Source organism: Singulisphaera acidiphila DSM 18658, from assembly GCF_000242455.2.
Taxonomy (GTDB): Bacteria; Planctomycetota; Planctomycetia; order Isosphaerales; family Isosphaeraceae; genus Singulisphaera; species Singulisphaera acidiphila.
On the sequence record NC_019892.1, the window covers coordinates 2,655,420 to 2,675,044 of the forward strand.

Consider the following 19,625-nt stretch of genomic DNA (forward strand, 5'->3'; position numbering starts at 1 on the left):
ACCGGATAACAAACGTCCAGACGCGATTGAAAAGGGATTGCGAGTCCTGTCTTGGTCGGAGTTCCACCTGCTCGGCTAGGGGGCCGCGTTGATCACGTCTGTTCACGCCGATCGATGATTTCGAGCGGCGGATGTCCCGCGCAAGCTCCACGAGGAATGATTCCCCAGGGTCGATCAGTACGGCTTTCTCTTTGTGATACTCGTAGATCTGGCAGCCGTATTTAAGGTCGCGGCAAACGCCGCCCATCGTGACGTAAACCTCGTAACCCGGCGACCGGGCCGCGATCAGCCTAAGTTTGACTTTTGCCGTTTTGACGACCTTGTCGTGCCAGCGCGCACCCTGATCCGAGGAGACCCCTTGCGACGGCGTCTCGGACCGGGCTTTTGAGCGTGGCAAGCGACTTGGCGGGGGTTCAGGCCGCGGGGGCAAGGCCGTTGAGCAGGAGTTGCCGGAATCCGGGCGTGAGCTTTTGGAACACCACGCGATCACCAGGGATCGCCAAAACCCATTCCAGCCACAACCAGCGGCGGACCGCCGTGATCGCATCCGAGAACGTTACATCACATTTGCCCGGCCAGTCCACGCCGCCGACCCGCGACCCGCGTCTCGGCAATCGGGAGTAAAGCCAGGTCACCAGGGTATACAGTCCGAACAGGCAGGGACCCACGCGCAGGACCGTGTCTCGACTCCAGCCACGCGTCGTCTCCATGCGGAGGTAAGAGCGAATTTCCTCGAAGGTGGTCTCGATGTTCCACCGCGCGGTGTAGGTCTCGATCAGCGACGTGACGCTCATCGTGGCGTCGGTCGTGAAGAAATATCCATCCCGGTGCGTGCCGTCCCGGTCGTGGACGAAGACCCAGCGCACGTTCACCAGGGGACGTCCTCCCTTGTACCAGAGTCCGGTCCCCGTCACGGTCTCGACACGACGTCGGCCGCCGCCGTACCAGGCGACTTCCAGGGCCTGTCGTTGCTGGCTCACCTTGACGACTTCCGCCGGGCCGGGCAACTTCGCTCCCTTAACCCGAGGACGTCCCAGGCCCGCGTATTGCGGTGGTGGCTCGACCAGGTTGGCATCGGGGTAAAACAAGCTGACGAGGGTCAGCCGCTTCGGGGTCCGTGCGGCCAGTTCCGCCAACTCGTGGGTCGCATAGCCGCCGTCGGCGGTGACGACCAGGGTCCGATCAGGGAACCATCGCATCAAGACACGAACCAACTGGCCGAGCAATTGGGGCGGTGTTTTGTGCCGTCGGCCGCACTTCGCGTTATCCTCCTTGGTTCGATACAGCGCGATCAACAGCGGCAAGGCCCAGCGTCGCGTGGCCCAGGGGACGGGGACGAGCAGGGCCAAGACGACCCACTTATGCCCCCAGCGGAACGCGGTGTAGGTGTGAGTCGAGCGAACCGGGTCGCGATGGCGTCCCTTACCGTAGACATGAGGGCCGGGATGCTCGGTGACTGTGTCGTCACCCGCCAGGAGGATCGGCCCGTGCGGCACGAAACTGGCAAGGACCGTGGCGATGTAGCGGCGAGCCAGGGCGGCGAGCGACCATCGGTCGCGCGAGAAGACGCGGTGATAGCTGCTGGGGTGCCCGGGCGCCAGGGTGCCCAGGACACGGAGCAGGTTGTTGATCGTGCGTCCGCCCAGAGTCAGGATCGCGGCCAGGGCCAGGAGGATGAACCGGCGATGGGCCGCCCGCGAGAAGGCGGGTTCGAGGGGGTCAAGAACGGTGCGGACCTGCTTGGGGAGTTGCTCGTGAATTCGTTCGAGCCTTCGCCGTGTGGCCCGCGCCTTGCGAGCCTGTCGCCGCCGGTTGGTCCGCAACCGCAAGCGAAGTTGCTTCACGGAGAGTCGCGCGCGAGTCCGATCGGTTAAACTGGTCATGGCGGCCTTCTTGTGTGCGAGGAAGGGCTCTGTGCATACCCCTCATTGCACCAGGGAGGCTCGCCACATTTGTATCCCAAAACGGCAAAAGTCAAGCTAAGAGGCTCTGCCAAAACCTACCCAGCTGGGATTTCATCATCATACAACATGTGGAAGCAGATCACGCACGCAGCCAAGGTATTCCATGCTTCCTGGATGACGGTCAGTCGGTCGTAGCGGATTCTCATTCGCCGTAGCCCCTTGAGCCAGCTGATGGTCCGCTCCACCACCCAGCGGACCTTGCCTAGCCCACTACCGTGCGGTGTCTTCCTTTTCGCGATGTGCGGCTCGATGCCCAGCCAGCGCAGCAGCCAACGGGTGTCGTCGCTGTCGTAGCCCCGGTCGGCGTAAAGCTCGTCGGGCAGTTCCTTGGGCCGGCCCGGCTTGCCCGTCACCCTGGGGAAGTCCAGCACCAAAGGGATGATCTGCATGTGGTCGCTGGCGTTGGCCCCCGCCGTCCGGATCGCCAGAGGCACCCCGTGCCGATCGACCAGAAGCGTGTGTTTCGTGCCCTTTCTGCCGCGATCTACGGGACTTGGGCCTGTCAGTTCGCCGCCGCCGAAGGCACGCAGGATGACGGCATCGACGATGACCAAGTCGGGGTCGAGTTTGCCCGCCTGACGCAGTAGCCGCAGCAAGTCGGCATGAAGGCGATCCCAGCAACCCATCTCCTCCCAGAGTTGGAGGAAGCGATGAGCCGATCGACCCGAACAGCCCAACTCGGGCGGCACGTCTTCCCAGCGGCAGCCGGTGGCCAGGACGAACCACAGGACTTTAACGATGTGCCAGTTGTCGATCGGCGGTCGTCCACCGGCTGGGCCTACGGAACGCTCGGGCGGCAGGTGATGCGCCGCCAAATCGAAAAACGCATTGGGCATGCGGGCAATGGCCATGACAGGTGACTCATACGCGAAGCGATCACCCTTCATTGTTCAAGCCGCGTGCCGAAGTAGGTTTTGGCAGAGCCTCTTAGCTTGACTTTTGCCGTTTTGGGATACAAATGTGGCGAGCCTCCCTGGTGCAATGAGGGGTATGCACAGAGCCCTTCCTCGCACACAAGAAGGCCGCCATGACCAGTTTAACCGATCGGACTCGCGCGCGACTCTCCGTGAAGCAACTTCGCTTGCGGTTGCGGACCAACCGGCGGCGACAGGCTCGCAAGGCGCGGGCCACACGGCGAAGGCTCGAACGAATTCACGAGCAACTCCCCAAGCAGGTCCGCACCGTTCTTGACCCCCTCGAACCCGCCTTCTCGCGGGCGGCCCATCGCCGGTTCATCCTCCTGGCCCTGGCCGCGATCCTGACTCTGGGCGGACGCACGATCAACAACCTGCTCCGTGTCCTGGGCACCCTGGCGCCCGGGCACCCCAGCAGCTATCACCGCGTCTTCTCGCGCGACCGATGGTCGCTCGCCGCCCTGGCTCGCCGCTACATCGCCACGGTCCTTGCCAGTTTCGTGCCGCACGGGCCGATCCTCCTGGCGGGTGACGACACAGTCACCGAGCATCCCGGCCCTCATGTCTACGGTAAGGGACGCCATCGCGACCCGGTTCGCTCGACTCACACCTACACCGCGTTCCGCTGGGGGCATAAGTGGGTCGTCTTGGCCCTGCTCGTCCCCGTCCCCTGGGCCACGCGACGCTGGGCCTTGCCGCTGTTGATCGCGCTGTATCGAACCAAGGAGGATAACGCGAAGTGCGGCCGACGGCACAAAACACCGCCCCAATTGCTCGGCCAGTTGGTTCGTGTCTTGATGCGATGGTTCCCTGATCGGACCCTGGTCGTCACCGCCGACGGCGGCTATGCGACCCACGAGTTGGCGGAACTGGCCGCACGGACCCCGAAGCGGCTGACCCTCGTCAGCTTGTTTTACCCCGATGCCAACCTGGTCGAGCCACCACCGCAATACGCGGGCCTGGGACGTCCTCGGGTTAAGGGAGCGAAGTTGCCCGGCCCGGCGGAAGTCGTCAAGGTGAGCCAGCAACGACAGGCCCTGGAAGTCGCCTGGTACGGCGGCGGCCGACGTCGTGTCGAGACCGTGACGGGGACCGGACTCTGGTACAAGGGAGGACGTCCCCTGGTGAACGTGCGCTGGGTCTTCGTCCACGACCGGGACGGCACGCACCGGGATGGATATTTCTTCACGACCGACGCCACGATGAGCGTCACGTCGCTGATCGAGACCTACACCGCGCGGTGGAACATCGAGACCACCTTCGAGGAAATTCGCTCTTAGGGCTTGCGCAAAAACAACCTTTTCAAATCAAGCTTGGCATCTATGTCGGTTTCTGCGATAATAAGAGGATGTACGATCCTCTTGTCATCGCACAGATTCAACGGAAATTCCATCTGCTTTCCCCCGAGATGGACGAGAGACGCCGCCGGCAGTGGGCGGCAGCGGAGGCGAAGGAGTTGGGCTGGGGTGGTGTCTCGCTCGTGGCCCATGCCACCGGACTGTCTCGTCCGACGATCTCGGCTGGGATGCGGGAGCTTGAGCGACCGATTGCGCAACGCACGGTCGAAGGGACTCGGGTGCGTCGGCCGGGCGGTGGTCGGCCGACAGCGGCGAAGTCTGACCCCGGATTGATGGCCGCGTTGGAGTCGTTGCTCGACCCCGTGACGCGAGGTGATCCCGAGTCGCCGTTGCGATGGACCTGTAAGAGCACGCGGCGGCTGGCCGAGGAGCTGTCGCGGCAAAACCACGGCGTGGGACCGCGAACCGTGGCCACATTGCTTCACGAGGCAGGGTACAGCTTGCAGGCGAATCGAAAGACTCGGGAGGGAGTCGCGCATCCCGACCGCAACGCCCAGTTCGAGTACATCAACGCCAGCGTTGGCCGAGCGCTGGCCCGGGGGCAACCGGCGATCTCGGTCGACACCAAGAAGAAGGAGTTGGTGGGCGACTTCAAGAACGGTGGACGGGAATGGCATCCGCAGGGGGAACCCGAGGAGGTCCGAGTCCATGACTTCCTGGATAAGACCCTGGGCAAGGCGATCCCCTACGGCGTGTACGACATGGTCAACGACCAGGGTTGGGTCAGCGTGGGGATTGATCATGACACGGCCCAATTCGCCACCCACAGCATCCGCCGCTGGTGGCAGGAGATGGGCCGTGAACGCTTTCCCCGGGCCACCGAATTGCTGATCACCGCTGATGGCGGTGGGAGCAATGGGCATCGGACGCGCCTCTGGAAGGTGTCGCTTCAGGCCTTGGCCGATGATCTTGGTTTGATGCTCTCGGTGAGCCATTTCCCGCCGGGCACGAGTAAATGGAACAAGATCGAGCACCGGTTGTTCAGCTTCATCACGCAGAATTGGCGAGGAAAGCCGTTGGTCAGCCATCAGGCAATCATTAACTTGATCGCCGCCACAACGACCAAGAGCGGCCTGATCGTGAAGGCGGTACTGGATACGAATCATTACCCCCTCGAGATCAAGGTGAGCGATACGGAACTGGCGGCGCTGTGTCTGGAACGGCACGAGTTTCACGGAGATTGGAACTACACCATCGCGCCGCGTATAAAGAAGTCACGCTCCCAAAAATTGTAAAAGTTATTTTTGCGCAAGCCCTTACCTCCGCATGGAGACGACGCGTGGCTGGAGTCGAGACACGGTCCTGCGCGTGGGTCCCTGCCTGTTCGGACTGTATACCCTGGTGACCTGGCTTTACTCCCGATTGCCGAGACGCGGGTCGCGGGTCGGCGGCGTGGACTGGCCGGGCAAATGTGATGTAACGTTCTCGGATGCGATCACGGCGGTCCGCCGCTGGTTGTGGCTGGAATGGGTTTTGGCGATCCCTGGTGATCGCGTGGTGTTCCAAAAGCTCACGCCCGGATTCCGGCAACTCCTGCTCAACGGCCTTGCCCCCGCGGCCTGAACCCCCGCCAAGTCGCTTGCCACGCTCAAAAGCCCGGTCCGAGACGCCGTCGCAAGGGGTCTCCTCGGATCAGGGTGCGCGCTGGCACGACAAGGTCGTCAAAACGGCAAAAGTCAAACTAAGAAGTCGAGTGTTGCGAAGTCTCTCGCGGAGAAGCCATGGAGAAGAGTTTGAGAAGCTTGTCGCCCGGATCGAGCGGACGCTGGATAGCACCGGGGCAGTCATAACGCACGACGACCACGTCCCCGAGATAATTTCCGGCGAGCTTCGGCAGGTCGATGTTTCCATCAAGGCGAAGATCGGCTCCTCGATCAATCTGATAACTGTCGAGTGCCGTCGTCGATCAGGGGCCGAAGATACTACGTGGATCGAGCAACTGATTGGCAAGATGGGTCTTATTGGTGCTTCCCGTACTCGCGGTCTCAAAGAAGGGCTTTTCCAAAAAGGCAATTCACAATGCCCGAATTGGAAGGATCGACCTGCGGATGATTACAGAAATCACTGCCGAAGATATTCTTTCTTGGTGCGAAGTGCCTGAGCTCCAGTACGTCGAAACGTGTTTTGGACACGCAAGGATTTCGCTGCTGTCTAAACACAAGGAAATCCCGCGAGAAGAGATTCACGCCAATGTCATTGGTGCGGTTAAACGAGAAGGAAGGAATGCCGCAATCCTGAAAATGGGCGACTTCAACATCAACTGCAATGATGTCATCAACGCTTGGCAGAAAGAGTTCATAGGTACAGAGAAAGAGCTAGATAACGGTCTGTTACCTGGGGACCCCCCAGTGAAAAGGCGATCTCGTTCCCCGTCGAGAGCAGCACCTATTTTCTTAGAACAAAGCAGGGGTGGGTCCCGATCGATGAGATTTGTCTCGAAATCGAGGTGAGCCGCACGGTGAAGAACCTCCCTGTCACCCGAAGATTTCGCTACAGCAACATTGAGGGTAGCATTGTGGAGGGGGTGGATTTTGACACGAAGACATCAGTGGGGATGGTGAGTCTTTACCGAATAAATTCCGGCGCACTCAAGCTTGCAATCGATCCCGGATCTTCGACGTGATCGGCGGACACGTCGACCGGAGACTCAAGGCGCTCCTGGCCGATGGCCGGATCCGGGCGACCAAGGCCAATCTTACCAATTCGCTGGAAGGAGGCCCCTGGAAATCAGGGAAACCGCTGAGGTGGACCGCTACTGCCTATTGAGATTGCCTGGGAGTGGCCGTGATGGGTTAGACGAATGACAATGAACCACCGATTCCGACGGACCCGTCTTGCGCTAACTACGGAACGCGCGACGGCCTGAGCATGACGGGGGCGCTCCGGTGGTGGTGTGCTCGACTCCCAGACTGCACTTTCCGCAATTTAATTCATTAAGACTGAATCGGACTTCCGAGGTGACGTTCAGTCATCGGCCCCTTCTGGCTTGGGCCGAAGCAGTTTGACCGAAGCAGCGAAGTCGACTTCGATCGTCCCGCCATAAGTCACGTCCAGGGAGACTTCGTCTCGGGATCGATCGATGAGCTGGAATACCCTCGCCGTCAACGGCTCTCCGATCATGGGCACATCCGAGTCGGGGATCGGCCTGTCCCAACTCCACTCGTAGCAGTGGACAAAGCCCGTCTGACCACCGGATTCGCCCCAGCACGCGTATCCCGCGACCTTCGTAACGTTCAAAGTCACGATATCACCGACGGCGACGCTCATCTCTCCGATCCTTGCCACCCGGGCGGCGTAGGGCGTTGTGTAGACGGGGGCCGGCCCGACCGGGACGATGGCGGTTACCACACTGCCTGACACCCCGAACGGAGCCGGCCCCCCGATGTTATCCTCGCATCTGACACTCGCCCCGTGCCAGTGGTTCTCCCGGCTCGCCACCGTCCTCGACCGCCGGTCCGCCCCGAGGCTTGCCCTCCTGTTCCTCGGCGCCGTCCTGGCTCGGGGCCGGCGGACCGTCACCACCTGGATCAGGGCGGCCAAGCTCAGCGGTCGGTATCAGTCCTGCTATATCGCCGTCGCTGCCGCCGGCAAGAGGGCCGACAGCGTTGCCCGACGTCTGCTGATCGAGGTGGTCCGGCCGATCCTGGCGGGGGCCACGCGGCTGACCCTTGCCCTGGACGATACCCCGACCCAGCGATACGGGCCGCACGTCCAGGGGGCGGGCATCCATCACAACCCGACCCCCGGTCCGGCTGGCTCGCCCTACGTCTATGGCCACGTCTTCGTCGTCCTCGGGTTGCTCGTCACTCACAAGGCGTGGGGGACGATCGCCCTGCCGCTCTTGGCCCGGCTCTATATCCGCAAGAAGGATCTGCCGTCCATCGATCCGAAGCACCGGCCCGAGTTCCGCACCGAACTGGAACTGGCCGTCGAACTGCTCCGATGGGCCAAACCATGGCTGGACCTGCTGAACTTGCCAATCTGGGTGGTGGCCGACGGGGCCTATGCGAAGAAAGATTTCCTCAAGCCGGCGATGTCGTTGGGGATGACCGTCGTCAGCCGGCTCCGCAAGGACGCGGCCCTGCGAACGGTGCCCGGACCGCCGACGGGCAAGCGAGGTCGTCCGCGAACTTATGGCCGGGACAAGATCGACTTGGCCAAGCGAGCTGGCCAGCGTCGGGGCTGGTCGTCCGAGACGCTCACCCTGTACGGGATCGCCTCGGTGAAGAAGTACAAGGCATTTCTGGCGACCTGGCGACCCGTCGGCGGGGTGATCCGGGTGGTCCTCGTGGACGAGCCGAACGGCGGGCGGGCGTTCTTCTGCACCGACACCTCGGCGAGCGTGGCCGACATCCTGGGGATGGTAGCCGATCGCTTCAGCCTGGAGATCACCTTTCGCGACTGCAAGGAGATCGTCGGTGCCGGCCAGCAGCAGGTGCGGTTCTTGTGGGCGAACGTCGGTGCGTTCCACATCTGCCTGTGGACGTTCACGCTGACCGAGGCGTGGGCTTGGGGCCGGAAGGACGAGGAATTGGTGGACCGCTCGGCCTCGCCCTGGGACAGCCCGACGCGTCGTCCGAGCCATGCGGACAAGAGACGAGCTTGGCGGCGTACGTTGCTGGGCGAGGAAATTCGAGCGGTTCTACGTCCCGGGGTCACGGAGGAGGAAATTCAGGCCGCAGCCGATAGGCTGCTCAACCTGGCGGCGTGATATACATGCTATCCCGGAAAGTGCAGTCCCAGAATCAGGTCATCGAAATCGCCTGGCTGTCCGGCTCGTTCCCGGCCGACTAGGCTCTGTTGAACAATCGGTTTTGGCAGCGCGTAATTATGGTGAGATCCAGCTCCGGAGCTGGGCAGGCTCTCAATGGAGGCTTCCCAGGCATCGCCATGAACTCTCGAACTCAGAGTACGGCCGGCTCGACCGGCTTGTGCCCGAGCTGCGCCACAACGGCAGGGGCGGGGCGACCTTGGTTGCCACTCCGGGACATCGTTAACGGCATCCGCTGGATCTTAGCTACAGGTGCTCCCTGGCGTGATTTGCCGGAACGCTACGGCAAGTGGAATACGGTCTACACACGGTTCAAACTATGGCGTCCTCAATTTCACTTTTCGACGGGCACTGCTCTAAACTCCGCTGTTCCGATTGCGATTTGAATTCGGTCGCAAGAAACGGATAGGTTTCTCCGTCCGACCCTTACTACTATCACGAGGACGACAATCACGAGGCGATGCAAGACCGCTTTATCAACAAAACGCCGAAGGACAGCACTCATGACCGATACCCAGTTCGCCGGCTTACACCGTGCCCTCTATCACGCGACCGATTACCTCGCTGGCCTCGACCGGCGGCCCGTCCACGCGTCGACCGACCTCGACCTGCTCCGCGCCCGGCTGGGAGGCGATGTCCCCGAAAGCGGGACCGATCCCGCCCGTGTGATCGACGACTTGGTTGCGGCGACTGCGGGCGGACACCTCGGCTGCGCCGGAGGGCGGTTCTACGCCTGGGTGATTGGCGGCGGGCTGGAATCCGCAGTGGCCGCCGACTGGCTCACCGCCGTCTGGGATCAGAACGCCGCACTGTACGCCTGCGGCCCGGCCGCGGCCGTCGTCGAGGAGGTGGCCGGAGCTTGGCTCAAGGACTTGCTTGGCCTGCCGGCGACGGCGTCGTTCGCCTTCACCACCGGCTGCCAACTCGCCCACTTCACATGTCTGGCCGCCGCCCGGCACGCGGTCCTCGGCCGGACCGGCTGGGACGTGAACGCCGACGGGCTGTTCGGCTCGCCGCCGGTGCGGGTGCTGGTCAGCGACCAGCGGCACGCGTCGGTAGACCGGGCCGTCCGGTTCCTGGGGTTCGGCGACCGCAGCGTAGTGCCGGTGGCGACCGACGTGGCTGGCCGGATCGACCCCACGGCGTTCGCACGGGCACTCGGCGACGGAACCGGTCCGCTGATCGTCGTGCTTGACGCCGCCGACCTGAACATCGGGGCGTTCGACCCGTTCGGTGAGCTGATCCCGGTTGCCCGGGCGGCTGGGGCGTGGGTCCACATCGATGGGGCGTTCGGCCTGATGGCCCGGGCAAGCCGGACCAAGCGGGCGCTCACCGCTGGGGTCGAGTTGGCGGACAGTTGGGCAACCGATGGCCACAAGTGGCTGAACGTGCCGTTCGACTGCGGCCTTGCCTTCGTCCGCGACCGAGTAGCCCACCGGGCCAGCATGACGGTATCTGCAAGTTACATCGCGGCCGAGAAGCTGGCGCGGGACCAGATCGACTGGAATCCGGAGTGGTCGCGGCGGGGCCGCGGGTTTGCGGTGTACGCGGCGCTGCGGGAGTTGGGTCGCTACGGGCTCGAAAACCTGATCGACCGGAGTTGCGTCTATGCTCGCACGCTGGTGGATGAGATCGGCCGAATGGTGGGGGCGGAGGTTCTCTGGGAGTCCCGGTTGAACCAGGGGCTGGTGCGGTTCCTGGACCCAAGCCCAGGGGCCACGGACGCCGACCACAATGCTCGCACTGATCAGGTGATCGAGGCGGTGAACCGGACTGGCGAGGCATTCTTCAGCGGCACCACCTGGCGGGGGCGGCGGGCCATGCGGGTGAGTGTGGTCAACTGGCGGACCACGGAGGATGACGTTCATCGGGCTGTGGCCGCCGTCGCCGCCGTCCTTGGATAGGCTCTGATTCTGACTGCGACCAACAAACAGATCGCCGCTAACGTGCGGCCTACTGCGATGGCAAAAGACGCAGGCGAGGCCTGTGCCGCGAATTCTCTGGCTGTGCTTGTTCCGTGCCACCGCGTTGTTCGATCTGATGGCAGCCTCGGCGGGTACCGCTGGGGGGCGACGTAAACAATCCCGACGCCCAAGGCCGTCTCGACCACAATCTGTGATGTATCGATGGCACAGTCATCCGCGCCGCCCGGTGCGTCGGAGGCGCTCGCCATCAGAACCGGCCACGGCTTGGCGGTGGACCGACGACGCAACTTGATGAACCCGAAGACCATGCGTTGGGTTACACGCCGGGGGCTTCGGCACGAAGATCCATCTGATGTGCGACAGCCACGGTACCCTATTGGGTATCTACGCGACGCCCGGTCAATGCCACGAAAGCCGGGCGTTCGAGTCGACGATGGAGCGAGGATATCTACCACGCCGCCTGGGACGGCATCGCTGGCCGGAGAATCTGGGGAGCGACAAGGGGTACAGCTATCCTCGGATCTGGCGTTGGCTGAGCCGGCGTCGAATCGGCCGACTAATCCCTACCCGGAAGGACCAGCCGAAATCCGAGAGCTTCGATCAGGCCGCATATCGCCAGCGAAACATCATCGAGATGTCCCACCCGGACTACCCCTCAAGTGACAGTCTGTACCGCGGAAGCCGGGCCGCCTAGAATCAGCACAACCGCCCTGCTGCAGCTCGCGCAGTGGTGCCGGTCACATCGCGGCGAATCGCTCGGTCGATCACTCGGAGGGTCGCTATGTCCCACCATCACCGATCCGCAGTCCCCCCCCGCGCCCGAAGCCCAAGAGGCTTCCCCGGCCACTGACCCAAGCCTGGTCGGACCTGCCCGCGCCGAGGCGTCAGGAAGTCCTGATGATGCTCAGCCAGATCATCGCCAAGTCTCTCCCGAGGGCGGTGCGGAAGGAGGCGAGTCATGAACATTCCTGATTCCACCTCCGCTTCGCCAACGCACTCCGCTGCAACTCGTCCTGTGATTGTGCCGGCTCACTTGCTGGCGTTACGCCCCGCCAAGGTCCGCGACCATCATCTCGATCGCAAAGCCATCGTCTATGTCCGCCAGTCCAGCCCCCAGCAGGTGGCCGAGCACAAGGAGTCGACCGCACGCCAATATGCTCTGGCCGAGGTCGCCGTTGCGCTCGGCTGGCCCCGCGACCGCGTCGAGGTCGTCGACGCAGACCAAGGACGCACGGCACAGACGGTCGAGGGCCGGCGAGGCATCCAGTACATTCTCGCCGAACTTAGCCTTGATCATGTCGGCATTCTCCTTGGCCAGGATGCCAGTCGTCTGGCCCGCCACGACCCTGACTGGGTCCCGATGGTACGCTCGTGCGGCTTGTTTCGGGCGTTGCTGGGCGACTACGATGGATTGTATGATCCGACCGACTTCAACGACCGCCTGCTCCTGGGCATGAAGGGGATCATGAGCGAGGCCGAGTTGCACTTCCTCCGCACCCGAATGCACGAAGGGCGGCTGAACAAGGCGCGCCGCGGCGAGTTGTTCAACCACGCCCCGCTCGGCTATGTCCGCGAACCCGGCCGCGGCCTGGCCCTCGATCCCGACGAGCAGGCTCGAGAGGTGGTGCGGATCGTCTTCGACCAATTCGATCGCCAGGGGAGCTTGCACGGCCTGCTCCGCTACCTGGTGCATCACGGGATCCGCCTGCCGGTCCGCCCCCACTCCGGGCCCGATCGAGGGAAGTTGGAATGGCGTCGCCCTAACCGAGAAACACTTCAAAACGTATTACATCATCCAGTTTACGCTGGCTACTACCGTCATGGGTGTCGTACTCTCGACCCGCGGCGGAAGGTGCCCGGCCGTCCCGGGACGGGGCGGACGATCAACAAGCCGGAGGACTGTGCGGTGCTGTTGGAGGGCCGCTGCCCGGCCTACATCACGCCGGAACGGTTCCGGGCCAACCAGGAGCGGCTGGCGGCCAACCGCGCCCGGAGCGATGCGAAGGGGGCGGTGCGTCAGGGACCCTCCCTGTTGGGGGGGATCCTCCGTTGCGGCCGTTGCGGACAGCGGATGATGGTCACCTATGGCGGCCCCGCCAATCGTCTGCGCTATTACTGCGCCCGGGCAATGGTGGAATACGCCGCACCCTTGTGCCAGGGCCTGGCCGGTAGTGTCCTGGATGACTTGGTGGCTGCTCAGGTCCTGGCGGCCCTGGAGCCGGCGGCGCTCGAGTTGGACTTGGCGGCGGCCGACGACCTCGATCAGGAGCGCGGGCAGTTGCACCGGAACTGGCGGCAGCGGGTGGAACGCGCCCGCTTCGAGGCCGAGCGGGCGCGGCGGCAGTACGACGCGGTCGAACCGGAGAACCGTCTGGTGTTGCGGGAACTGGAGCGGCGATGGGAGGAGGCGTTGAAGGAGCAGCGCCGTCTCGAGGAGGAATACGCCCGGTTCGACCGCGATCAGCCCCGGAGCTTGTCGGCTTGCGAGCGTGAGCAGATCCGCGCCCTGGCGCGAGACCTGCCGGCGCTTTGGCATGCACCGGCGACGACGTCGGCGGATCGTCAGCGGATCGTCCGACTCATGATTGAGGAGGTCGTCGTTACGGTTCGTGGCAACAGCGAATGTGTTGATGTGAACATTCAATGGGACGGTAGTTTTACCAGCGGCCACGCGTTGGAGCGTCCGGTGCAGTGTTATCAGCAGATGGCCGGCTATGCGATGCTCCTGGGCCGGATCGACGAGCTCCGCGAGGCGGGACGGACCTTGGCCGAGGTGGCCGAGCAGTTGAACTGCGAGGGCTTCCATCCCCCGAAGCGGTCGGCGCGGTTCACGAGCGTGATTCTGGGCAGTCTGCTCGCCAAACGCGGTCGAACGGGTCCGCGCCCGCGAGCTGTGTCGGGGCCGGGCGTCCTGGGCGAGCACGAGTGGTTGCTGACGGATCTGGCCCGGGAATTGAAGATGCCGCAGGCCACGCTGCACCGCTGGATCCGCGTCGGGTGGGTCCATGCCCGGAAGCTACCGACTCCGGGCGGGCAGTGGGTGATCTGGGCCGACGCCGAAGAGCGGGAGCGGATGACCCGGATCCGAACGTGTCCCCGGGGATGGTCACATTCTGATGCTTTTGCAAATATAACCAAGCCCAAGTCCCGCGACAGCGAGTGAATCTCGAACATCATCGGCCATCGGCGGGAGGTGGTGTAGCCGCCCGCGGATGGCCGATAAAGGCACCTCTCTTTGGAGGCATTATGGCTGGTAAACGGAGCGGGTCGTCGGGTGGTTCAAAGAGAATCGACGATTGCTGACGCGATTTGAGAAGCTCGCCGTCAACCATCTCGCCTTTTGGATTATCGCGGCGATCGTTCAGTTGCTGTAGGCGGCCAAAACCGATTGTTCAACAGAGCCTAGGCCTCGCCCGACTCTTTGGGTTTGAGGTCCGCAAGATCAAGCTCGAGGGAGAGTGGGTCTGCCGGGTGCCAGGAGTTCATCCGGATCGGGGATGCGGTTGGAAAGGTGCGAGGGCAGGGGGCCAGTGGCCGCTCATTTGTCAGTCTGAGGAATTGGGGACGGGATGCGACCCGCTGTTTCCGATTACACCCCGCCCTGACGAACCCGCACGTGCGCGGTATCCTGGCCCCTCAACTCGGCCGCCGGGGATCGGGCGATGAGAACCCTCGAGCATTTCGACCAGGAGAACCGCCCCATGCCTCTCCGCCTCTCCATCGATCGTTTCGAAGGCGATCTGGCAGTCTTGGTCGACGATCGCGGTCGACAGATCAACTTTCCCTTTGACTTGCTTCCAAAAGGGGTGAGGGCAGGCGAAGTTCTCACGTTCGCCGTCGAGCGGGACACCGAAGCGACGCGCCAACTCCAGGCCGAAACGAAAGCCGTCCAGGCTGAGCTCAAGAAACGAGACCCCGGCGGGGACCTGAAACTATGAAGCGCCTCGTCCTTCTCCTCGGGGGTCTCCTGCTTGCGAGCACGGCGTGTCTTGCGGGGATCGTGTTCCTACTCCTGGCGGAAGCCCCAGCCCTCCCGATCGCCACCGTCGATTTCCTCGACGTCGGCCAGGGTGACGCCATCCTGATCCGCTCGCCGGAGGGCAAGACGGTGCTGATCGACGCCGGCCCTTCCAAGGGTATCGTGAAGCTGCTACGCGAGCGGGACGTCACGGGGATCGATCTCGCGGTCATCACGCACCACCACATCGACCACTACGGCGGGATGGACGACGTGATCCGCGAATTCCATCCGGAGACGATCCTCCTGACCGATTCCCCGCACACGACTCGCGCATATCTCGGATTGCTAGAGCTGATCGAGGCCGAGGGGATCGTGACCGTCTTTGCCACGGGCAAGTCCCGGAAGGTTGAGGCGGGGTCGGTCCTCTTGACCGTGCTTCCGATGCCGCCGGTGGATTCCTCGGAGGAGAACAACAACAGCGTTGGCCTACGCGTTGAACACGGAGAATCGTCGATGCTACTAACTGGTGACTCGCAAGAGGCGGAACGCAACTTCTGGGCGGGAACATGCCCACCCCTGGTCCACGATTGTGATGTCCTCAAGTTGGCTCATCACGGGAGTCGCAACGGCACTGATGAATTCTGGCTGAAACTGGTCCATCCCAAGCTCGCCGTGATCTCATGTGGGGCGGGGAACTCTTACGGCCACCCAAGCCAGCAGGTCCTCCGTGTGGCTGGCGAACTTGGTCGTGAACCAGTCCACCACGGGGCGGCCTCCCCTTCAACTCAAACTGTCAAGCCGCCGAGGCCAATTTCAGACCGCTTTGCGACAAAGCCGAATTGTTTCGTGATATTGAAGACGCAACTCTTTGGCTGTCAGGTGCTTACGGCGTTCACTTGGGGCAGTTCATAACACGCTCTAGGTCTGACTAGAATCAGGCGATGGCTTCGCGCAGCGAGCTGCTGCTAAGATCTCCGGTCGAGGGTCTCGTCCGGCGAGCCTTCGATTTGTAGGATGTTGGATCTGCGGGTGAAGGCGGACATCCGGCTTCGATGCATGATTATTTGTCGGTCTCGAGGTAAAGGCGTTGCCATGTCGGGAGATGTAACCGAGGCCGAGCCGGCAGCGCCCCCGGAGATCGTCGTCCATTATCGGCGACTGCAGGAGAAGTGCGCGGAAATCCTGGAGCAGACCTTCCGGGTCCCCGGGAACGTGGATCTACAGGCCAAGAGCCAGATGTTGCTCACAGAGTTGGAGGCTTGGGCCGCCACCACGACAGGCACCCCGGAGTCTGGGCTGCTCACGTCGGTCGGCAAGGAACTGCAATACGCTCTGCTGGCGGTCGCGCAAGGGCAGTACCGCGAGGCCTTCAAGGGCCTGCGGCTCGTCATGGAACTGACGCTCCAGACGATGCACCTCTCGGTCAACCGGCTCGAGCTCCGGGAATGGCTCGAGGGCAGGAAGGACACGGTTTGGGGCGTACTCATGGACGTCGAGAGCGGCGTCCTCTCGGTCCGCTACGCGAGGGCGTTCTTCCCCGACTTGGAAGACTCGGTCGCCAATTATCGGGGGCTGGCCCAGACGCTCTACCGCGAATGCTCCGAGTGCGTGCATGGCAACATGCCGCAGCATATTCTGGTCCCGGGGAACCTTGAGTTCGATCAGGAATCCTTCGCGCTGTGGCACGGCAAGGCCGACGCCACCGCGATTGTGCTGAATTTCGCGCTGGCCTTGCGGTTCTGCCGCGAGTTGGGGCGTGACTCGCTTTCCGGGGTGGAAACCGCCCTCATGGATCGCTTCGGGCACCTGCCGGCCATCCGCCGGTTCTTCGGCGGAATGGGAGGGGAGTAGAATGTCGGACTTTCGGATCCGCACCGAGGACATCAAGGACGACGAGATTCTCGGATTCTACGTGCAGACACAGCGCGACAAGCAGATCGTCGAGCAGTTGAAGGCGTCCACTCCCCTGGTCCTTGAGGGAAGCCGGGGGACAGGGAAGTCGTTCCTGCTGCGCGTCGCCAAGGCGCAGCTCCTGCTGAGCTACACCCAAGATCGGGCCTTCCCCGTTTATGTGTCCTTCGCCAAGAGCTCGCTCGTCCACAGCGATGACCCGGATCAATTCCTGCACTGGATGCTCGCCAAGCTCTCCTCGGAGATTCTCCGGGCCCTGACCAAGAAGGGGCTGCTGTTCCGCCCGCCCGTCGTCGCGTCCATTCTGGCCGGCGGACCGACGGAGCCGCCTGGGCGCACGTATCGGGTCGAGGAGATCGTCAAGGCGTATGAGGAGTCCTACCGGAACCCTGGCGTCGCCGTCAGCGCCGTTGGCGTACCGACCGTCGACGACTTCAAGAACGGCGTCGAGGAACTCTGCGACGCGTTGGACATCTCGCGCCTAGTGATCCTCTTCGACGAGGCGGTGCACATCTTCCGGCCGGAGCAGCAGAGGCAATTCTTCACACTATTCCGCGACTTGCGATCCCCGTACATCAACTGCAACGCCGCCGTCTACCCTGGCGTGACCTCCTACGGGCCCACGTTCCAGCTGGCCCACGACGCGACCGTCGCGGAGATCAATCGGAGCCTGCTCGACGCCGACTACCGCGAGAGCATGCTGGATATCGTTCTCAAACAGGCGGACGCGCAACTGCTGACGAACATCGAACGGCATAAGGAGAACTTCTCCGCGCTCGCGTACGCCGTCAGCGGCAACCCCCGGCTTCTGCTCAAGACGGTCGCCAAGGCGCCGAAGATGACCTCGGGCGAAGTCGAATCCGTCCTGAAGAACTTCTACCGGACGGAGATATGGTCCGAGCACTCGGGCCTAGCCGAGACCTACGAAGGACACCGGACGCTGATCGACTGGGGCCGCAAGTTCATCGAGAACACAGTGATCCCGGATACCAAGGCGAAGAACCAGCAGTGGGAGGGCGAGGGCAAGACGGAATCGACCTGCTTCTTCTGGATCCACCGCGACGCCCCGGAACCGGTGAAAGAGGCGCTCCGCCTGCTCGCTTACACCGGAATCGTCACAAAGTTGGATTCGGGCATCGCCGCGACCCGCGGCGAGATCGGAACTCGGTACGCGGTCAACACCGGGTGCCTCTCGGCCACACAGCCCCTGCCCATCCCGTCGATTACGAAGATCGTCAGGCAGCTGACGGCCCGGAGGTTCACCGAGTTCGGCGCGAACGCCCCCGCTTTCGCGGGACTGGTCAACGTGACCGGGACGTTCCAAGTACCCGACATGTCGCAAGTGCTGCAGACGCAGCTGACCAAGTCCGTGCGTGTGCTCGACATCACGGACTACCAGAAGGAGTGCCTCCGTAAGCTCGGATTCGACACGATCGGCAAGGCGCTGCGGGCAAAGGAGGAAGATTTTCAGGAGGCCGATTACATCGGTCCGGTCCGGTCACGCCGGATGATGAACGCGGTCATCTCCTCCGTCCTCGAGTATCTCTCCGGGTAAGCGGACAGGCTGATCGCTTTTGCCTAGTGCAGATTCACGACCGATCCTGTGCAAGGTGACGTTCGCATAGAGGGTATGAAACCACCCCTCTTCGTCCGCCCCTTGTCTTCCGAGGAGTGCCAGATCCTCCGAGCCGGTCTCCGTTCACCCTCGGCCTTCACGCTCCGGCGGTCCCAGATCCTCTTGGCCAGCGCCGAGGGGCTCAAGCCGTCGGAGATCCGCGCCCGGCTCGGCTGCGCCACCCAGACCGTCCGCGATGTCCTCCGAGCCTTCACCGCCGAGGGCACCACCTGCCTGCGCGAGAAGTCCCACTGCCCCAAGTCGGCCCGCTCCGCCCTCGACGACGCCGGCCGCGCGCGACTCCGCGCCTTGCTCCATCGCAGCCCCCGCGACTTCGGCAAGACGACGGACAGCTGGACCCTGGCCACCGCCGCCGAGGTCTGCCACGAGTGTGGCCTCACCGAGCGATTAGTCAGCGGCGAGACGATCCGCCAGGCGCTGCGGCGGCTGGAAGCGGGCCAAGACCTGGATCACCAGCCCCGACCCGGCATACGCGCGAAAAAAAAACGCGGGACCGACTGATTCGCCTGGCGGAGAGCCACCCCGATTGGGTGCTGGGCTTCCAGGATGAGACCTGGTGGAGTCGGCTGGCGCGGCCTGAACTGCGGGTCTGGGCCGGCGATGAGCCGGCGCGGCTGCACCAGTTGGAGGCCGAGGCGGACGACCGGGACCCCAAGGCGCTGGCCTGCTACGGGCTGCTGCGACGCGAAACCGGCGGGATGCTCCTGCGGTTCGTCGAGGGCCGCCCGGTTAGCCAGGTGACCGAGGAGTTCCTGGCCTGGGTCTGCGATCGCCTGGCGGCCGAGGGGAAGCGGGCCCTGCTCCTGGTCTGGGACAATGCCAGCTGGCACGTCATCAAGCGAGTGCGGGCCTGGATCAAGGCGCATAACCGTCGCGTCAAGCGCGAGGGCGGCGTGCGGATCGTCGCCTGCTACCTGCCGATCAAGGCGCCGTGGCTGAACCGGATCGAGCCGCACTGGGCGCACGGCAAGCGGGCGATCATCGAGCCGGATCGCAAGCTGACGGCCGTCGAGGTGATCGATCGGGTCCACGAGCATTTCGGATGTGAACACTGGGATCGCCTCACACAGCAACCCGCTTGAAACTGCACTAAACACTAGAGCACTTTTTATCGGGGCACAAGCAAATAGTGCGAGTCTCCACCCCTCGGGATAGCCAGGGTGAGTCTCGCCACGGGAGTTGGAG

The 19,625-nt window shown here is 63.3% G+C and carries 18 protein-coding genes and 1 pseudogene; 16 read left to right on the forward strand and 3 right to left on the reverse strand.

What is annotated here, in order from left to right:
* Positions 1-413 precede the first annotated feature (413 nt).
* Entirely contained in the window at positions 414-1,883 is a 1,470-nt protein-coding gene (locus SINAC_RS10585; RefSeq protein ID WP_015244795.1) for an IS701 family transposase, read from the reverse strand.
* Between the two features lie 116 nt (positions 1,884-1,999).
* Complete coding sequence (locus tag SINAC_RS10590; RefSeq protein ID WP_015245650.1) at positions 2,000-2,815, reverse strand: IS5 family transposase; 816 nt, start codon at positions 2,813-2,815, stop codon at positions 2,000-2,002.
* Positions 2,816-2,991: 176 nt separating this feature from the next.
* Between SINAC_RS10590 and SINAC_RS10595 the strand changes: the two genes are divergently transcribed.
* The 4 genes from SINAC_RS10595 (at position 2,992) to SINAC_RS10610 (ending at position 6,686) form a co-directional block, all read left to right on the forward strand.
* Positions 2,992-4,158: an IS701 family transposase gene (locus tag SINAC_RS10595; RefSeq protein ID WP_044147500.1), complete on the forward strand. Its 1,167-nt coding sequence runs from the start codon at positions 2,992-2,994 to the stop codon at positions 4,156-4,158.
* 68 nt (positions 4,159-4,226) lie between these two features.
* Positions 4,227-5,471, forward strand: coding sequence for an ISAzo13-like element ISSiac3 family transposase (locus tag SINAC_RS10600; RefSeq protein ID WP_015243809.1), 1,245 nt, complete (start codon positions 4,227-4,229; stop codon positions 5,469-5,471).
* A gap of 31 nt (positions 5,472-5,502) precedes the next feature.
* Complete coding sequence (locus tag SINAC_RS10605) at positions 5,503-5,799, forward strand: hypothetical protein (RefSeq protein ID WP_020466419.1); 297 nt, start codon at positions 5,503-5,505, stop codon at positions 5,797-5,799.
* A gap of 485 nt (positions 5,800-6,284) precedes the next feature.
* On the forward strand, positions 6,285-6,686 hold the full coding sequence (locus tag SINAC_RS10610; protein ID WP_020465525.1) for a hypothetical protein: 402 nt from the start codon (positions 6,285-6,287) through the stop codon (positions 6,684-6,686).
* Positions 6,687-7,200: 514 nt separating this feature from the next.
* Here SINAC_RS10610 and SINAC_RS10615 read toward each other — a convergent pair.
* Positions 7,201-7,503, reverse strand: coding sequence for a hypothetical protein (locus SINAC_RS10615; protein ID WP_020465523.1), 303 nt, complete (start codon positions 7,501-7,503; stop codon positions 7,201-7,203).
* A 115-nt stretch (positions 7,504-7,618) separates the two neighbouring features.
* Between SINAC_RS10615 and SINAC_RS10620 the strand changes: the two genes are divergently transcribed.
* The 12 genes and pseudogenes from SINAC_RS10620 (at position 7,619) to SINAC_RS10665 (ending at position 19,522) form a co-directional block, all read left to right on the forward strand.
* Positions 7,619-8,947, forward strand: a complete 1,329-nt coding sequence (locus SINAC_RS10620) for an IS701 family transposase (RefSeq protein ID WP_015245651.1) — start codon at positions 7,619-7,621, stop codon at positions 8,945-8,947.
* Positions 8,948-9,126: 179 nt separating this feature from the next.
* Positions 9,127-9,330 (forward strand): annotated as a pseudogene (locus SINAC_RS41825) (transposase); the annotation flags it as partial.
* Between the two features lie 180 nt (positions 9,331-9,510).
* Positions 9,511-10,911 (forward strand): pyridoxal phosphate-dependent decarboxylase family protein, encoded by a 1,401-nt coding sequence (locus SINAC_RS10625; RefSeq protein WP_015245652.1) that lies wholly within the window; start codon positions 9,511-9,513, stop codon positions 10,909-10,911.
* A 9-nt stretch (positions 10,912-10,920) separates the two neighbouring features.
* Complete coding sequence (locus SINAC_RS38730) at positions 10,921-11,085, forward strand: methylated-DNA--[protein]-cysteine S-methyltransferase (RefSeq protein WP_261339214.1); 165 nt, start codon at positions 10,921-10,923, stop codon at positions 11,083-11,085.
* Between the two features lie 190 nt (positions 11,086-11,275).
* On the forward strand, positions 11,276-11,626 hold the full coding sequence (locus tag SINAC_RS10630; protein WP_261339213.1) for a transposase: 351 nt from the start codon (positions 11,276-11,278) through the stop codon (positions 11,624-11,626).
* A 264-nt stretch (positions 11,627-11,890) separates the two neighbouring features.
* The gene (locus SINAC_RS10635) at positions 11,891-14,095 is read left to right on the forward strand and encodes a recombinase family protein (protein ID WP_015244134.1); all 2,205 of its coding nucleotides are present in this window, start codon (positions 11,891-11,893) and stop codon (positions 14,093-14,095) included.
* A 499-nt stretch (positions 14,096-14,594) separates the two neighbouring features.
* Positions 14,595-14,870 carry a DUF3006 domain-containing protein gene (locus SINAC_RS10640; RefSeq protein WP_020465521.1) on the forward strand — a complete coding sequence of 92 codons (276 nt, stop codon included), beginning with the start codon at positions 14,595-14,597 and terminating at the stop codon, positions 14,868-14,870.
* Positions 14,867-15,805, forward strand: a complete 939-nt coding sequence (locus SINAC_RS10645) for a ComEC/Rec2 family competence protein (RefSeq protein ID WP_015245654.1) — start codon at positions 14,867-14,869, stop codon at positions 15,803-15,805. Before SINAC_RS10640 ends, SINAC_RS10645 begins: the two co-directional genes overlap by 4 nt.
* Before the next feature lie 180 nt (positions 15,806-15,985).
* Positions 15,986-16,744, forward strand: coding sequence for a hypothetical protein (locus SINAC_RS10650; RefSeq protein WP_015245655.1), 759 nt, complete (start codon positions 15,986-15,988; stop codon positions 16,742-16,744).
* Between the two features lies 1 nt (position 16,745).
* Positions 16,746-18,359 (forward strand): ORC-CDC6 family AAA ATPase, encoded by a 1,614-nt coding sequence (locus SINAC_RS10655; protein WP_015245656.1) that lies wholly within the window; start codon positions 16,746-16,748, stop codon positions 18,357-18,359.
* Between the two features lie 75 nt (positions 18,360-18,434).
* A complete protein-coding gene (locus SINAC_RS10660) occupies positions 18,435-18,941 on the forward strand; it encodes a helix-turn-helix domain-containing protein (protein ID WP_015245657.1) in 507 nt (168 codons plus the stop codon).
* 29 nt (positions 18,942-18,970) lie between these two features.
* Complete coding sequence (locus tag SINAC_RS10665) at positions 18,971-19,522, forward strand: transposase (protein WP_015245658.1); 552 nt, start codon at positions 18,971-18,973, stop codon at positions 19,520-19,522.
* The last annotated feature ends 103 nt before the right edge of the window (positions 19,523-19,625 follow it).

Bases quoted from the DNA above. Each gene is read 5' to 3' on its own strand.
- SINAC_RS10610 (WP_020465525.1), top strand. From the start codon at position 6,285: ATGATTACAGAAATCACTGCCGAAGATATTCTTTCTTGGTGCGAAGTG.
- SINAC_RS10635 (WP_015244134.1), top strand. From the start codon at position 11,891: ATGAACATTCCTGATTCCACCTCCGCTTCGCCAACGCACTCCGCTGCA.
- SINAC_RS10655 (WP_015245656.1), top strand. From the start codon at position 16,746: ATGTCGGACTTTCGGATCCGCACCGAGGACATCAAGGACGACGAGATT.
- SINAC_RS10640 (WP_020465521.1), top strand. From the start codon at position 14,595: ATGAGAACCCTCGAGCATTTCGACCAGGAGAACCGCCCCATGCCTCTC.
- SINAC_RS10645 (WP_015245654.1), top strand. From the start codon at position 14,867: ATGAAGCGCCTCGTCCTTCTCCTCGGGGGTCTCCTGCTTGCGAGCACG.
- SINAC_RS10615 (WP_020465523.1), bottom strand. From the start codon at position 7,503: ATGAGCGTCGCCGTCGGTGATATCGTGACTTTGAACGTTACGAAGGTC.
- SINAC_RS10625 (WP_015245652.1), top strand. From the start codon at position 9,511: ATGACCGATACCCAGTTCGCCGGCTTACACCGTGCCCTCTATCACGCG.
- SINAC_RS10595 (WP_044147500.1), top strand. From the start codon at position 2,992: ATGACCAGTTTAACCGATCGGACTCGCGCGCGACTCTCCGTGAAGCAA.
- SINAC_RS10590 (WP_015245650.1), bottom strand. From the start codon at position 2,815: ATGGCCATTGCCCGCATGCCCAATGCGTTTTTCGATTTGGCGGCGCAT.
- SINAC_RS10600 (WP_015243809.1), top strand. From the start codon at position 4,227: ATGTACGATCCTCTTGTCATCGCACAGATTCAACGGAAATTCCATCTG.
- SINAC_RS10585 (WP_015244795.1), bottom strand. From the start codon at position 1,883: ATGACCAGTTTAACCGATCGGACTCGCGCGCGACTCTCCGTGAAGCAA.
- SINAC_RS10660 (WP_015245657.1), top strand. From the start codon at position 18,435: ATGAAACCACCCCTCTTCGTCCGCCCCTTGTCTTCCGAGGAGTGCCAG.
- SINAC_RS10620 (WP_015245651.1), top strand. From the start codon at position 7,619: ATGTTATCCTCGCATCTGACACTCGCCCCGTGCCAGTGGTTCTCCCGG.
- SINAC_RS10605 (WP_020466419.1), top strand. From the start codon at position 5,503: ATGGAGACGACGCGTGGCTGGAGTCGAGACACGGTCCTGCGCGTGGGT.
- SINAC_RS10650 (WP_015245655.1), top strand. From the start codon at position 15,986: ATGTCGGGAGATGTAACCGAGGCCGAGCCGGCAGCGCCCCCGGAGATC.